10 protein-coding genes are annotated in these 16,051 nt (G+C 67.7%); 9 read left to right on the forward strand and 1 reads right to left on the reverse strand.

Annotated elements, in window-relative coordinates; genetic code table 11:
- Positions 1-246: 246 nt before the first annotated feature.
- Both ACS5PM_RS03755 and ACS5PM_RS03760 read left to right on the forward strand, forming a co-directional pair.
- Positions 247-1,194: an ABC transporter ATP-binding protein gene (locus ACS5PM_RS03755; protein ID WP_439385551.1), complete on the forward strand. Its 948-nt coding sequence runs from the start codon at positions 247-249 to the stop codon at positions 1,192-1,194.
- Positions 1,191-1,952, forward strand: a complete 762-nt coding sequence (locus ACS5PM_RS03760) for an ABC transporter permease (RefSeq protein WP_439385553.1) — start codon at positions 1,191-1,193, stop codon at positions 1,950-1,952. The genes ACS5PM_RS03755 and ACS5PM_RS03760 overlap by 4 nt, the downstream gene beginning before the upstream one ends.
- 55 nt (positions 1,953-2,007) lie before the next feature.
- Here ACS5PM_RS03760 and ACS5PM_RS03765 read toward each other — a convergent pair whose 3' ends face one another.
- On the reverse strand, positions 2,008-5,076 hold the full coding sequence (locus tag ACS5PM_RS03765; RefSeq protein ID WP_439385555.1) for a TonB-dependent receptor: 3,069 nt from the start codon (positions 5,074-5,076) through the stop codon (positions 2,008-2,010).
- Positions 5,077-5,300: 224 nt separating this feature from the next.
- On the opposite strand from ACS5PM_RS03765, the gene ACS5PM_RS03770 reads away from it, so the two are divergent.
- The 7 genes from ACS5PM_RS03770 to ACS5PM_RS03800 form a co-directional block, all read left to right on the forward strand.
- Positions 5,301-8,360, forward strand: coding sequence for a two-component regulator propeller domain-containing protein (locus ACS5PM_RS03770; RefSeq protein WP_439385557.1), 3,060 nt, complete (start codon positions 5,301-5,303; stop codon positions 8,358-8,360).
- A gap of 245 nt (positions 8,361-8,605) precedes the next feature.
- Positions 8,606-9,943 carry a glutamine synthetase family protein gene (locus ACS5PM_RS03775; RefSeq protein WP_439385559.1) on the forward strand — a complete coding sequence of 446 codons (1,338 nt, stop codon included), beginning with the start codon at positions 8,606-8,608 and terminating at the stop codon, positions 9,941-9,943.
- 15 nt (positions 9,944-9,958) lie between these two features.
- On the forward strand, positions 9,959-11,335 hold the full coding sequence (locus tag ACS5PM_RS03780) for an aspartate aminotransferase family protein (RefSeq protein WP_439385561.1): 1,377 nt from the start codon (positions 9,959-9,961) through the stop codon (positions 11,333-11,335).
- A 104-nt stretch (positions 11,336-11,439) separates the two neighbouring features.
- Positions 11,440-12,117 (forward strand): GntR family transcriptional regulator, encoded by a 678-nt coding sequence (locus ACS5PM_RS03785; RefSeq protein WP_439385563.1) that lies wholly within the window; start codon positions 11,440-11,442, stop codon positions 12,115-12,117.
- A 143-nt stretch (positions 12,118-12,260) separates the two neighbouring features.
- The gene (locus ACS5PM_RS03790) at positions 12,261-13,418 is read left to right on the forward strand and encodes a LacI family DNA-binding transcriptional regulator (protein WP_439385565.1); all 1,158 of its coding nucleotides are present in this window, start codon (positions 12,261-12,263) and stop codon (positions 13,416-13,418) included.
- Between the two features lie 352 nt (positions 13,419-13,770).
- Positions 13,771-15,429, forward strand: a complete 1,659-nt coding sequence (locus ACS5PM_RS03795) for an alpha-L-fucosidase (protein ID WP_439385567.1) — start codon at positions 13,771-13,773, stop codon at positions 15,427-15,429.
- A gap of 54 nt (positions 15,430-15,483) precedes the next feature.
- Positions 15,484-16,051, forward strand: a 568-nt coding sequence (locus tag ACS5PM_RS03800) for a beta-galactosidase (RefSeq protein WP_439385570.1), incomplete at its 3' end; no start/stop codon positions are given.

Here is a 16,051-nt window from a genome sequence, read left to right on the forward strand (position 1 = left end):
TCGCCTTGCGCGCGCAGCCGTTGCGACTCTCGTTCGGCGATCACTGGCCGGGCGCGACCCGCCATCGGATCTGCGGCGATCAGGTTCAACGGGCGTGCGTGGGGTGGGCTCTGTGACATCGGGGCCTGCCGCATCGGGGGTCGTGAAGGCTGCATGTTCCCGTGCCCGTCCAGAGCCCGATGCGATGAATTGGCCCGGAATCCGGGCCTCCTTCGAGGCGTCCCGACGTGCGGCTATCCTCCGCGCATGAGCGACATCCTGACCGTCGACGCGGTTTCGAAGACCTATGCCAGCGGCCTCAAGGCACTCGAGCACATCGATCTGAACATCCGCCGCGGCGAGATCTTCGCGCTGCTGGGCCCGAACGGCGCCGGCAAGACCACCCTCATCAGCATCATCTGCGGCATCGTCAACGCGAGCAGCGGCAGCGTTCACGTGGGCGGCCACGACATCGTGGGCGACTGGCGCGCCGCACGCGAAATGATCGGCCTGGTGCCCCAGGAGCTGACCACCGACGCCTTCGAGACCGTCGTGGCCACGGTCACCTACAGCCGCGGTCTGTTCGGCAAGCCCGCCAACCCGGCACACATCGAGCGTGTGCTTCGTTCGCTGTCGCTGTGGGAGAAGCGGGGCAGCAAGATCATGACGCTCAGCGGCGGCATGAAGCGCCGGCTGCTCATCGCCAAGGCGCTGTCGCACGAGCCGCAAGTGCTCTTTCTCGACGAGCCCACCGCGGGCGTGGACGTGACGCTGCGGCGCGACATGTGGGCCCTGGTGAGCGAGCTGCGGCAGACCGGGGTCACGGTGATCCTGACCACGCACTACATCGAGGAGGCGGAGGAAATGGCGGATCGCATCGGCGTGATCAACAAGGGCCGTCTGATCCTGGTCGAGGAGAAGGCGGCGCTGATGCACAAGCTGGGCCGCAAGCAGCTCACGCTCGCACTGCAGCAGCCGCTGGACGCCCCGCCGGTGCTTCCCGGCGTGCCGGCGGGCGCCCTGTCGCTGGCCAAGGACGGCCACGAACTCGTCTACACCTACGACCGCGATCTCGAGCAGGCCGGCATGGCGGGGTTCCTGCAGGCACTCGACCAGGCCGGCATCCATTTCAAGGACCTCCACACCACGCAGAGCTCGCTGGAGGACATCTTCGTCAGCCTCGTCCAGGGCAGCGCAGAGGGAGCGGCCGCATGAACCTGCACGCTGTCCGCGCGATCTACGGCTTCGAGATGGCGCGCACGCGCCGCACGCTGATGCAGAGCGTGGTCTCGCCGGTGGTGTCGACCTCGCTGTATTTCATCGTCTTCGGTGCGGCCATCGGCTCGCGCATCCAGAGCGTGGAAGGCGTCAGCTACGGTGCCTTCATCGTGCCCGGGCTGATCATGCTTTCGCTGTTGACGCAAAGCGTGTCCAACGCGTCCTTCGGCATCTACTTCCCGCGTTTCAGCGGGACGATCTACGAGCTGCTCTCCGCGCCCGTTTCACCATGGGAGGCGGTGCTGGGCTACGTGGGCGCGGCCGCCTCGAAGTCGATCCTGCTGGGCCTGATCATCCTGGCCACGGCCGGCCTTTTCGTCCCTCTGCAAATCCTGCATCCCGTGTGGATGCTGCTTTTCCTGCTGCTCACCGCGGTGACCTTCAGCCTGATCGGCTTCATCATCGGCCTGTGGGCCGACGGCTTCGAGAAGCTGCAGGCCGTGCCCCTGTTGATCATCACGCCGCTGACTTTCCTCGGCGGCAGCTTCTACACGATAGACATGCTGCCGCCCGCCTGGCAGAAGGTGGCGCTGGCCAATCCGGTGGTCTACCTCGTCAGCGGGTTCCGCTGGAGCTTCTACGGCCACGCCGACGTGGCGCTCGGCATCAGCCTGGGCATGACGCTGCTGTTCCTCGCCATCTCGCTGGCCATCGTGGGCTGGATCTTCAAGACCGGATGGCGGCTGAAAGCCTGAGGAGGCGGCCTCCCCAAGGCTGCGACTGCTCACCCGGCGCCGCCTTGGACGCCGGTCAGAACGTGTAGCGCATCTGCAGCGTGTAGCGGCGTCCGGCGTAGAACGAGCCGCGCTCCTTCAGGCCGATGCCTTGCTGCATGTACTGCTTGTACAGGGCGTCGGTGAGGTTCTGTCCTTCGAAGGCGAAGGTCAGGTTGTCGGTCGCCTTGTACTGCAGGCCCATGTCGAGCTGGCCATAGGCGCCGCCCCAGGTCGGCAGCGCGTAGTTCACCGAGTAGGACTGGCCGAAGTTCGGGCTGGCCGGGTTCTGGTCGATGCCGTCGTTGCCGGCCGTGCCGTAGGCATTGATCGCCTGCAGGTATTTCGAGCGCCAGGTGTAGGCCAGGCGCGCCGAGAACGGCCCCTGGTCGTAGAGCAGCGCCAGGTTGAAGGCGTTCCTCGACAGGCCGACCATCGGCACATGGCCGAGGACGCGGCCGTCGGTATCGCATCCGAGCAGGTCGCGAGCCAGGTTCGCATCGACCGTGTCCTTCGGCGTGCACCACATCGCGCTGAGCGGCTGGTTCATCGTCATGCGGCTGTCGATGTAGGTGTAGTTGCCCGAAACCCCGAAGCCGGACAGCCACCCCGGCAGCTTGTCGAAGTACTGCTGGTAGCCGAGCTCGATGCCGTTCACCGTGCCCTTGGCGCCGTTGACGGGCGCGGTGATGGAGAAGTCGTGCGGCTGGCCGTCGACGTCGAGCAGGGTGTAGACCGACGTCCGGCCGATGATGATGTCCTTCAGGTCCTTGTTGAAGATCGCGAGGGTCAAGGAGCCGCTGCGGCCGAAGTAGTACTCCGCACTCAGGTCGAGGTTGACCGACTGGGTCGGCTCGAGCATCGGGTTGCCGCGGGCCGAGCCGCTGTAGTCGATGAAATCGACGACGTCGCCGGTGTGGTGCACGTTCTGGCTCAAGGTCGTGTAGGCCTGCATCTGCCACAGTTCGGGCCGCGTGATCCCCTTCGAGGCGGCGAAGCGGAACTGCAGCTCGTTGCCCACCTTCATGCGCAGGTTCAGGCTCGGCAGGACGTTGGTGAAGCTGTTCTTGAAGTCCTGCTGTGCCGATTGCGCGGGAATCTCCGGGACACCGGGCTCGGCTATCGGTGGGCTGAACAGCGTGTAGCCGCTGGCCGTGGATTCCGTGCGCACCACGCGAACGCCAGCATGGCCGTCGATCGGCATCGGCAAGTCGTCGAAGCGGAAGCGCAACTGGCCGTACATCGCGGTGGTGCGCTCGCGCTGAATGTTCAGGCCCTTGTCGTCACCGTACTTGGCAGGCGTCCACGACGCCCAGCACGGGTCCACCTGGCAGACCTCGTCGGCGTACCCGTGCACCTTGCGGAAGCCGGCGTCGTTCAGCAAGGACGCGTCGGCCACGATGACGCCCGCCGGCATCGGCACCTGGCCGCCGAAGAAGTTGTCGTAGTTGTGCAGGTGGGTGTCGCCGGCGAAGCGCGGATCGCTCAGCCAGGCGAGCTGGCTGAACGGCTGCCATGCATTGCCGACCGCCCAGGGCGCCGTGATCTGCGCCCAATCGAAGTCGTGCGTCGAGCGCGTCTGCGCATCGCGCTGGGTCAGGCGCACGCCGAAGCGCAGGTCGTCCAGGACGGGATCGTTCTCGAAGCTGTACTTCGCGTCGGCGCGCCAGGCCTTCTCGGTCGCCACCGCGTGGTCTCGATGCTCCTGTGCCCAGGCCCAGTAGTAGTGGTCCGGATCGGCGAGGTAAGCCCGGTCCGAGTCGTCGAACAGGGTCCTGGCGGGCGACGCGCCCAGGTCCACGATCATCTTGGGCATCCATCCGCCCAGGCCGATCGCGTAGTCGGTGCCGGCGGACGTTGCCCTGATGAACTGCAGGTCCGACTGGAAGCTCCACTTCGGTGATGCGTTCCAGCTGACGTTCCACGAGATGTCGCGCGTGTCGGAGTCGCGGGTGGCAAGGCGTGAAACGGTACTGAAGCCTACGCCCTTGACGTTCGGGTCGTCCGGGGCGCCGTCCTGGGGCGCGCGGATCGTGCCCGTCAGCAGGGCACCGTTCGCATCGAAGGTGGCGTCCGGATCGAGCGTGACCTTGCTCGGATCGGTGGCCCTGTAGGCCGCAATCTCGGTCGTCACCATCTTGTACTTCGAGCGGAACAAGGTCAGCGACGACGACAGGTCGCCCTTCTTCCACTGCAGCGCGGCGTAGAGGCCGTCGCGCGTGCGATCGAAATCGTTCGCCCTCCACTGCACGTCCGAGATGATCCAGCGCTCCTGACCGCTGGTGTCGCCGACGACCGCGTCGGTGCGCCGGATGTAGGGGGCGATGAGCAGGCCGTCGCTGTGCGTCGCGATCTTCGAGTGCGCGAGGTCGACCAGCACGCCGAACTTGCCCAGGTCGGTATCCCAGGTGTTGGACAGCAGGCCGGAGAACGAAGGTTCATCCTTGCCGCGCGCCATCGAGCGGGACAGCTCCACCGAGAAGGCGCCCTTGAGGCCACTGAAATCGAAGGGCCTGGCGGTGCGCAGGTTCACCAGGCCGCCGATGCCGCCTTCGATCTGCTCGGCCGAGGGATTCTTGTAGACGTCGATGCCGGCCATCAGCTCGGGAGGCACGTCCTCGAAGCTCAGGGCGCGGCCGCCATTGGCCGAGAATGAATCGCGGCCGTTGAGCTCCGAGCGCACGTAGCTCAGGCCGCGGATCGAGACACCGGTACCTTCGGCGGCAAAGTGCTGGATGCCGTCGCCCACGCCCTGCTGCGGATCGGCCCGGTTGAGCGTGCGGTCGATCGTGACGCCCGGCATGCGCTGCAGGACCTCGGTGACCGACTTGTCGGGCAGCTTGCCGATGTCGTCGGCGACGATCGAATCGACGATCTCCTCGGCGTGGCGCTTGATCGACTGCGCGCTCTCGAGCGCCCTGCGCTGGCCGGTGACGACCACCGTCTGCGTGGCCTGCTCTTCCTTCTTCGTCGCGCTCGCCGCAGCGGATGCCGCAGCCGCCGGCGCTGGCACGTCCTGCGCCAGGGCCGCGTCGCTCCACAGCAGTACCGCCTGCGCCGACGCGATCGACAGGGTCGTCTTCCTGAACTGCTTTCGTCCCGTCATCTCCTGCCTCCATCCTGGATGGATTCAAGAAGCCGGTCCACAGGTGAACTGGTCCCCGGGCGAGAGATTAAGCAAGCTGCGCGAAAGCGCAAGCGGCAGTTTTCCCTGGGTCCGCAGGAGCCCGATCACCCGATGCGGGGCGATTAGCGATACGCTGTCGCGAGCTGCCAGCGGCAAAGGGATGCCCCGTGAGTCAACCGGTTCGCCAACCTCGAGTACGCCTGGTGCCCGGGCTGCTCCTGGCAGCGGCGCTGCTGGCGTCGCCCCCCGCCGCCGTCGCGCTCGATCCGCCCCTGCAGGTCGCCCAGTACACCCACACCTCGTGGACAGCCCGGGATGGGGCGGTGCTCGGCCTGGTCTTCGCGATGGCACAGACCCCCGACGGTTACCTGTGGATCGCCGGGTCGTTCGGCCTGTTCCGCTTCGACGGCCTTCGCTTCGAGCGCTGGCAGCCCCCGGACGGCCAATTGCTGCCGAGCGGCCCCTACAGCTTGCTGGCGTCGCGCGACGGCACCCTGTGGATCGGCACCTACAGCGGGCTGTCGAGCTGGGACGGAAAGAAGTTCGTCTACCGGCATCCGCAGATCGGCGAGGGCCGGTTCGTGACATCCCTGCTCGAGGACCGCGACGGAACCGTCTGGGCCGGCGTGCTGGGCAAGCGCGGCGAGCTGTGCGCCATCCGCGCAGGCCAGGTCGACTGCAGAGCGCCGGAGGGCGGTTTCGGCGCCTTCGTCTGGAGCCTCGCGCAGGACCGGTCCGGGGCGCTGTGGGTGGGAGCCGAGTCAGGCGTCTGGCGATGGAGCCCCGGAGAGCCCCGGCGCTACGCGATACCCGGCCCCCGCATGGGCGACATGACCACGACCGCCGACGGGCAAGTGCTGGCCGGCATCCAGCGCGGGGGCATTCTCCAGCCGGCCGGCGACCGGCTGGTGCCCTACCGGTTCAGGCGCGCCGGCAAGCCCGACGATTGGCTGGCCGACGACGAGGTCATGTCGAACAAGCTGCTGCGCGACCGCGACGGAGGCCTGTGGATAGGAACCACCAGCGCCGGCATCATCCACGTGAAGGACGGCCAGGCGGACACCTTCACCCGGGCGGATGGCCTGTCCGGCAACATCACCTGCAGCCTGTTCGAGGACCGCGAGGGCAACATCTGGTTCGGCAGCGAGAAGGGGCTGGACCGCTTCCGCAAGCTGCCGGTCACCATCCTCTCGACGAGGCAGGGCCTGCCCGACGAAGTGACGCGATCCGTCGTCGCCACCCGGGACGGCAGCGTCTGGGTGGGCACGGGCAATGGGCTGGCGCGGTGGAAGGACGACGGGACCCTCCAGGTCTACAGGGAGCGCGACGGGCTGCCCGCTTCGCAAGTGCGCTCCCAGTACCAGGACGCCGACGGGCGCCTCTGGGTGAACACCGCACGGGGCCTTGCCTACTTCGCGAACGAACGATTCGTGGCGGTCGACGGCGGCCCCAGCGACCACGTCCACGCCATGGGGGGGGATGCGGCGGGCAACCTCTGGGTGTCGGGCAACAAGGGCCTGGCACGCTTGCACAAAGGCCAATTGGTCGACAACGTTGCCTGGGCCGACCTCGGCTTGCCGGAGGAACCCCAGGGCATCCTCGCCGACAAAGGCGGGCTGTGGCTGTCGTTCTGGGGCGCCGGCTTGGCGTTCCTCAAGGACGGCAAGGTCCAGGCCACCTACACCCCGGCGCAGGGACTGGGGGCGGGCCAGGTGACCGGACTGCGGGTCGATGAGAAAGGCGCGCTGTGGGCCGCGACCGGCAAAGGCGGACTCAGCCGGATCCAGGACGGCCGCGTCACGACGCTCTCGGCCGCCAACGGCCTGCCCTGCAATGCGATCCACTGGTCGCAACAGGACGACAACGGGTCGCTCTGGATGTACACCGAATGCGGCCTGCTGCGGGTCTCGCACGACGACCTGGCGGCCTGGATCGCCGACCCGAACCACGGGGTGACGCCGAAGCTGTGGGGGGCCGCCGATGGCGTCAGGCTCACGGTCACGCCGCCGGCTTACTACAACCCGGACGTGGCCAAGGGCCCGCATGGAAAGTTCTGGTTCGTGGGGGCCGGCGAAGTGCAGATCGTCGATCCCTATCACATGCCCTCCAACCCGGTGCCCCCGCCGGTGCACATCGAGACCCTCGTCGCCGACCACCAGAACCATCCCGTGGCCAATGGCCTGCGCCTGCCGGCGCTGTCCCGAGACATCACGATCGAGTTCGCCGCGCTCACCCTGGCGGACCCGAAGAGCACGCGCTTTCGCTACCGGCTCGAAGGGCACGACAACGACTGGCAGGAGGCCGTCGACAGGCGCCTGGCGACCTATACGAACCTGCCGCCGGGCCACTACCGCTTCCGCGTGAAGGCGGCGAACAACAGCGGCGTGTGGAACGAGGAAGGCGCGCAGCTGGACTTCTCGATCCTGCCGGCGTTCTACCAGACGACCTGGTTTCGCGTCGCCTGCGCGGTGGCCTTCATCGGCCTGGCATGGGGTGGATTTCAGCTCTGGCTGCACATGCGCATCCGGCGGCTGCATCGCGAGTTCGAGGCGACGCTGGAGGCGCGCGTGGCCGAACGCACACGCATCGCGCGCGACCTGCACGACACCCTGCTGCAGCGTTTCCACGGGCCGCTGCTGGAGCTCCAGGCCGTGTTGAACCTGCTGCCAGATCGCCCGCGCGAATCGAAGCAGATCCTCACGCGCGCCGTCGACCACGTCGCCGAGGCGATCACCGAGGGCCGCGACACGGTGCAGGCCTTGCGGACGTCGGTCCTCGAGACGAACAACCTCTCGGGCGCCTTGCGGGAGCTGGCGGAGAATCTCGCCCACGAGAGCGGCCATGCGGCATCGGCGCATGTCGAAGTGCACGGCACGCCGCAGCTTCTGCATCCGATCGTGCGTGACGAGACCTTCCGCATCGCCGGCGAGGCGCTGCGCAACGCCTTCCGTCACGCCGACGCCAAGCGGATCGATGTCGAGATCCGGTATGACCCGCACCTGCTTTGCGTGCGCGTTCGCGACGACGGCAAGGGGATAGACCCGGAGGTGCTGAGCCGAGGCGAGAAGGAAGGGCACTTCGGCCTGGGCGGGATGCACGAGCGCGCCAAGCTGGCCGGCGGCAAGCTCGCGGTCCGCAGCGGGCCGGGCGCAGGAACGGAAGTGGAGTTCAGCGCCCCAGGGTCGCAGGCGTACGGCAAGCCCTCTTCCGCACGATCACGGATATTGCGGAGGTTGTTCGCTCCCAGCCCGATCGGCAAGTGAGTTGGACCCGCAGCCGGATTCAGATCGCCACTGAAGCAGAACAGGCGATGTCCTGACCGCGGCGCCGCCGTGCCGCCGATCGCGCGCCACCACGGGCATGTGCGGAGCTCGCCCTGCGAGGACGAATTCGACGTGCTTGGTTTGGAAGTTTGCGATCACATTGACCGTTCATCTTCCATTGACCTCATAGCAGAAGATCAATATTTGTGATCACATAATTGATCTCGTGTTCTAAACTGGCAGCCATGGACACTCCGCTCGAAGACTTCCTCGCCTCGCACCGCATCCACGAGGTCGAGTGCGTGATCCCCGACATGACGGGCATCGCGCGCGGCAAGATCCTGCCGCGCGACCTGTTCCTTGCGGCCGGCGAGATGCGCATTCCGAAAAGCGTGCTGCTGAACACCGTCAACGGACAGCAGCCCGACAACGGCCCTTTCGTCGGCGACACCGATCCCGACATGGTCTGCCTGCCCGATGCGGCCACGGTGCGCGTCGTGCCGTGGGCCGCCGAGCCCGTGGCAGTGGTCATCCACGACTGCCAGGAATGGGATGGGCGGCCGGTGCAGCTGTCGCCTCGCGCCGTGCTGAGGCGTGTACTGGCGCTGTACGAGCAACGAGGTTGGCGGCCGGTCGTTGCACCTGAGATGGAGTTCTATCTGGTCGCGCGCCAGCAGAACCCACACGAGCCGCTGCAGCCGCCGCTGGGCCGCACCGGCAAGCCGGAGGTGGGTCGGCAGAGCTATTCGATCGACGCGGTGAACGACTTCGATCCCTTCTTCATGGAGCTGTCGCACTTCTGCCGGGTGCACCAGCTCGGCGTCGAGACACTGATCCACGAGGCCGGGCCCGGCCAGATGGAAATCAACTTCAGCCACGGCGAACCGCTCGATCTGGCCGATCGCGTCTTCCTCTTCAAGCGCACGGTGCGCGAGACAGCGCTGCGCCACGGTGTGTTCGCGACCTTCATGGCCAAGCCGATGGAACAGGAGCCCGGCAGCGCGATGCACATCCATCAAAGCCTGGTCAGTGCCGACGACGGCCGCAATGTCTTCAGCAGCGCCGATGGAACGGCCAGCGAGCTGTTCATGCACTACCTGGCCGGCCTGCAGGCCTACATCCCGCGCCTCATGCCGATGTTCGCCCCCTACGTCAATTCGTACCGGCGCCTGGCGCCCTACATGTCGGCGCCGATCAACGTGCGGTGGGGGTACGACAACCGCACCTGCGGCCTGCGCGTGCCGAAGTCGGGCCCCGACGCGCGGCGCATCGAGAACCGGGTGCCCGGCGTCGACGTGAATCCCTACCTCGCCATGGCAGCCACCCTGGCGTGCGGATGGCTGGGCATGCGCGATCGCCTGCGGCCGAGCGAGCCGACTGCCGACAGCGCGTGGAACGTCAGCCCCGAGCTGCCGCGCCATCTGGAGGACGCGATCGAGGCGATGCGGGGCTGCGAGCCGGTGCGGGAAGTGCTGGGCGAACAGTTCGTCGACGCGTTCTGCGCGGTGAAGGAGCTCGAATACGCCACCTACAACCGGGTGGTCAGCTCCTGGGAGCGCGAGCACCTGCTGCTGCTCGTCTGAGGAAAGGCGGTGACCATGAGGACGTCGACACTGCCTTCCACCGGCGTGCCCGCGGCGCGCGTGCGCGCGCTGGCCGAGGCCGAGCGCGCGCGCTACGCCACGCAGAACCCGGCTTCGCAAGCCCTGGCGCAGCGCGCGGCCGGGCACCTGATGTTCGGCGTGCCACTGCACTGGATGAGCGATTGGGCCACGCCCTTCCCGCTGCAGGTGGCTGCCGCGCGCGGAGCGCGGCTGACCGATGTCGACGGCCACGAGCTCGTCGACTTCTGCCTGGGCGACACCGGAGCGATGTTCGGCCATTCGCCCCCCGCGGTGACGGCGGCGCTTCAGGCCCAGTCGACGCGCGGGCTGACCACCATGCTGCCCGGCGAGGACGCCTCGGCCGTGGCTGAGCTTCTGGCCGAGCGCTTCGGCTTGCCGCACTGGCAATTCGCGATGACCGCCAGCGATGCCAACCGCTTCGTGCTGCGATGGCTGCGCGCAGCCATGGGCCGCCCGGTGCTGGTGGTCTTCAATGGCTGCTACCACGGCACGGTCGACGACGTGTTCGTCGACCTCGTCGATGGCCGGCCCGTGCAGCGCGGCAGCCTGCTGGGCCAGGTGCACGACCTGACCGCCGCCACCCGCGTGGTCGAGTTCAATGACCTGGCGGGGCTGGAAGCTGCACTGGCCCCGGGCGACGTGGCCTGCGTGCTGGCCGAGCCGGTGATGACCAATATCGGCATGGTGCTGCCCGAGCCCGGCTTCTGGGAACGCGCCATTGAAGTCATCCACCGCCATGGCAGCCAGCTGGTGATGGACGAGACCCACACCATCAGCAGCGGTCCCGGCGGCTATGCGCGCGCGCATGGCCTGAAGGCGGACGCGGTGGTGGTGGGCAAGCCGCTCGGCGGTGGCATGCCGTGCGCGGCCTATGGGTTCTCCGCCGAGTTGGCAACGAAGGCCGAAGCTGCCAAGCGCGCTGCGCCACCGGGCCATTCCGGCATCGGCACGACGCTGACCGCCAACCTGCTGGCCATGGCCGCGATGCGTGCCACGCTCGGTACGTTGATGACGCCGGAGGTCTTCGCCCCGCTGCACGCCCGTTGCACGCGCCTGGCCGACGGGCTGCGCGCGGTGATCGCCCGCCACGGCCTGCCCTGGTGCGTGACGCAGGTGGGCGCGCGCTGCGAGTTCCAGTTCTGCGCCACGCCGCCGCGCAATGGCAGCGAAGCCGGCGCCGCGATGGATGCCGAGCTCGAGCACGCGCTGCACCTCTTCCTGCTCAACCGGGGCGTGCTGATCACGCCCTTCCACAACATGATGCTGGTCTGCCCCGACACCACCGACGCCGATGTGCAGCGCCTGCTCGGCGCGATGGACGCCGCGCTGCAGGAGCTGAGCGGTGCCTGAGCGCGCCGGGCACCCCATGTTCTCGCTGGCAGGCCAGGTGCTGCTGGTCACCGGAGCCAGGCATGAAGCTGGATTTCCGGCTCGCCACGGGATACTGGGTCCGAATGAGCACGCCTGACGCCCCCGAAGCCAGCACCACCCAGCAGGACACCGTCTACGCCCACCTGCGCCAGTGGGTGACGGTGGGGCGCTTCCAGCCCGGCGAGCGCCTGAAGATCCGCACCGTGGCGGCCGAGATGGGCGTCGGCGAGATGCCGGTGCGCGCGGCATTGCAGCGGCTCGCGGCCGAAGGAGCCCTGGTGAACGTTCCCAACGCCGGGGTGGCTGTGCCCCGCCTGTCGCTGCCGGAGTTCGACGACCTGCTGCAGCTGCGGATGCTGCTCGAAGGCGAGGCCGCCGAGCGCGGGGCGGCGCGGCTCGATGCAGCGGGGCAGAAGTCGCTGGGCGCGCTCTGCAAGCGCATGGCGCGGTCGCTGGCGCGCGGCGATTCCAGTGACTACCTCGGCGCCAACGAGGACTTCCACGTGCGGCTGTACCAGGCGGCGGGCTCCCCCCTGCTGTTCGCGCTGATCGACACGCTGTGGCTCAAGGCCGGGCCGATCTCGAATCAGTTGTTCGACACGCCCGACGCCTCGGCCGTGCTCAATGACGCGCACGAGGATCTGATGAAGGCGCTGGGGCGGCGGGACAGCGCCGGCGTGCGACGCGCCGTCGAGAAGGACATCTTCGTCGCCGGGCAATTCCTTCGCCGGCGCATTCAGCAGCAGAAGGTTTCGCGCTAGCCGCGCATCGCAGAACGCTTGCCCGGCGCATCCAGACGCTGGGCGTTGCCGACGCCCACGATCGTTTCGGCATCAGCCGCGAGGGTCGGGGCAGCGAAGCAAGTCCGTGCCGAGATGCGCAGACGCCGTTGGATTCGAGGCCGATGCTACAGTGCTCGCCCCTCATCGCTCCGCCGGGCCAGTCCTTGTCCAACTCGACGTCGAAGTCGGCCGTTGCCCCCCTGAAGACCGGTCGTCCCGGCAGCGCGCCGACACTGGCCGACGTGGCGCGCGAAGCAGGAGTCTCCAAGATGGCGGCTTCGGCGGCGCTCAACGGCAACCAGGGTTCGTCGCGCGTCTCGGCTGAGACGCAGGAGCGGGTCATGGCGGCAGCTGCGCGTCTGCGGTACCGACCGAACGCCAATGCTCTCGCCCTTATCCACCGGCGCACCAACTCGATCGGCTTCGTCACCAACCTCATGGGCAAGGCGCCGAACCCGTACTGCATGGAAGTGCTCGATGGCGTCGTCCAGGGCGCGACAGAGGCCGGGCAAACGACCTCGGTCTTCACGCTTGGCAGTTGGGATGAAGCGCCGACGCGCATACCTGCCCTGTGCGACGGGCGCGTCGATGGCCTCATCGTCCTTGCACCGCGGCTGGAGGACGACGGCGAGACCTGGCTGCCCGAGAACACGCCGATGGTCTCCGTGCATGCCAGTCGGGATTGGCGCATAGGCGGGGTGAACCTGGAGTCCGATGACGAAGCCGGCGCCTACGAGATGGTGCGTCACATGCTCGCCCTGGGACATCGCCGCATCCTGCATGTGGGCGGACCGGCGGGCTACCCGGGGGCCGACCAGCGGGTCGACGGCTACTTCCGGGCGCATGCCGAAGCAGGCGTGACGCCCCCGCCCGAGTATGTGCAGCGTGCATCGTTCAGCGCTGAAGGCGGCGGCGAGGCGATGGAGTCCTGGCTGCAGTGTCACCGCGGCCAACCGCTGCCCGACGCCGTGTTTGGCGGCAATGACGGCATCGCCGTGGGCTGCATGCAGGTGCTGGCAGCGCGTGGGCTGCACATCCCTGCAGACATCTCCATCGTGGGTTTCGACTACACCTTGCTGGCTCGAACGCTGCAGTTGGCCGCGGTCCGCCAGCCTTTGCATGAGATGGGCCGGCAAGCCGTCGAGGTGCTGATGCATCTCATCGAGGCCACCCGCCGCGGCGAGCCGTATGGGGGGCCGTCCAACATCGTGCTGGCGCCCGAAACCATCTCGGGCGGGACGCTGGCTGAACCGAGGCGCTCGCCGCTCTTGATCGCATGAGTGCGTTCGCTGTCCGCCGCCGTGGCTAGGGTGATCCCTTAGCTTCATCGCCGGTCATCGCCTCTATATTTCGAAAGTGGTCTGACCGCTTTATCTTTTTGACGGCAATTTATCGATACATGATTGTATTGGACTGACCAAATGTTCACTTGTCGTCAGCAGGCCCGCGACACAACGTGCGGGAGCCGGGCGCCATCGAACGCGTGGAGGTGCTCGGCGCATCCGAGCCGCTGACCTTCACGCGCACTGCCAAGGGGCTGGACGTGCGCTTTCCCGAGGGGCTCGCCGGCGCTTCGGCCATCGACTTGAAGATCCAGGGCAACGGACTGCTTCGATCCCACCGGGATTCATCATGCAAGCAAGCAAGACCACCGCAGGCGCCGCGCTGACGCGCCGCACCCTCCTCCAGGCCACGGCCACGGCCGGCGCGCTGGCGCTGCCGCACGCCCGTGCCGCGTCCCCGGCGTTCACGCCCGACTGGGACTCCCTCATCGGCGGCTATCGCGCCCCCGACTGGTTCCGCGACGCCAAGTTCGGCATCTGGGCCCACTGGACAGCGCAATGCGTGCCCGAGATGGGCGACTGGTACGCCCGCAACATGTACATCCAGGGCCATGCCCAGTACGAGCATCACCTGAAGGCCTACGGTCACCCGAGCCAGGCCGGCTTCATGGAGATGAACCACCGCTGGAAGGCCGAGCACTGGGATCCCGACGCGCTGCTGGACCTGTACCTGAACTGCGGTGCCAAGTACTTCGTCGCGCTGGCCAACCACCACGACAACTTCGACAACTACGACTCCAGGTACCACGGCTGGAACAGCACGCGAATCGGCCCCAAGCGCGACATCGTCGGCATCTGGGCGAAGGCGGCGCGCCAGCGCGGACTGCGCTTCGGCGTCAGCAACCACGCCGGCAACGCCTGGCACTGGTTCCAGACCGCCTATGGCTATGACGCGCAGGGGCCGCTCGCCGGCAAGCGCTACGACGCCTTCAACCTCACGCAGGCGGACGGCAAAGGCCAATGGTGGGAAAGCCTGGACCCCCAGGACCTGTACACCGGCCGCAACATGGTCATCCCCGACGGCTTCACCGACCCCAAGGCGGCCGCCGACTGGCATGCGGCCAACGACGGCGTGTGGCACGTGCCGCCGCCCGCGAACAACCCGGGCTTCACGCGCCGATGGTTCCTGCGCTGCCGGGACCTCATCGACACCTACCGGCCCGACCTGCTGTACTTCGACAACGACGGCATTCCGCTCGGCCAGGCCGGCATGGACATCGCCGCCCATTTCTACAACGCCAGCATGGCGTGGCATGGCGGCAAGCTGGAAGCGGTGCTGAACGCCAAGGGCCTGCACGGCGACCGCCGCCTCGCCGTGGTGGAAGACGTGGAACGCGGCTCGCGCGACGACATCCAGCCGCAGCCCTGGCAGACCGACACCTGCATCGGCGACTGGCATTACAGCCGCAGCGTCTTCGACAAGCACCAGTACAAGTCGGCCGCCACGGTCCTCCATATCCTGTGCGACGTCGTCTCCAAGAACGGCAACCTGCTGCTGTCGGTGCCGATGAAGGGCGACGGCACGATCGACGGCGACGAGCGCAAGACGCTGGACGGCATCGCCACCTGGATGGCACGCAACGGCGAAGCCATCCACGGCACGCGGCCCTGGCGGCGCTTCGGCGAAGGGCCGACGCAGGTCAAGGGCGGCTCGATGGGCGAGCAGTCGGCGCAGCCCTTCACCGCACAGGACATACGCTTCACCACCAAGGGCGGCGCGCTCCACGCCATCGCACTGGGCTGGCCGCAGGACGGCGTGATGCGCGTCAGCTCACTCGCCCAGGACTCGGCCTTCGCACCGGGCAGCATCGACCGCGTCGAGGTGGTCGGGGCTGCGGGAAGCCTGCCTTTCCAGCGCACCCGAAAGGGGCTGGAAGTGCGCGTGCCCGAGGGCCTGGCGGGCTCGCCGGCGATCGCGCTCAAGCTGTTCGGCCGCGGCCTCGTTTGAACGCCGGCCGCTGAAGTTCACCAGACACGACGACTCAAGTCGAGCTGCTCCGACATGAAACAACTCCAGAAGACTCTCATCGCCTGCGCGCTGTCGTTGGCTTCCCTGACCGCCGTCTACGGGCAGAGCGCCGAAGGCCACCCCGACTGGCCGGGCTCCGGCCAGCTCTTCGCAGGCACCTGCTACCAGCCGGTCGACCGCACGCTGGAACAGGTCAAGCGCGACGTCGCGCTCATGAAGCAGTCGGGCTTCAAGGTCGTGCGCATGGGCGACCTGTCGTGGGACTACTTCGAGCCCAGCGAAGGCAAGTTCGACTTCAAGCACTTCGACGCCGTGATGAGCGAGACGCAGGCCGCCGGCATCCAGGTCATCCTCGACATCCCGGGGCTGCCGGCGCCCATGTGGCTGCACCACAAGTACCCCGGCGTGGACATCGTCAACCAGGCCGGCACGCGCCTGGCGCCGGCCGAGCGCTACATGGACAACATCGGCGACCCGAACTATCGCCGCCTGGCCATCCGCATGGCCGACACGCTGACCAAGCGCTATGCCAAGCACCCCGCCCTGCTGGCCGTCGGCTACGACAACGAGATCGGCAATGGCTTCATGTCCTATTCCGAGG

The sequence above is a fragment of the Ideonella flava genome (assembly GCF_051857595.1).
Lineage (GTDB): Bacteria > Pseudomonadota > Gammaproteobacteria > Burkholderiales > Burkholderiaceae_C > Ideonella.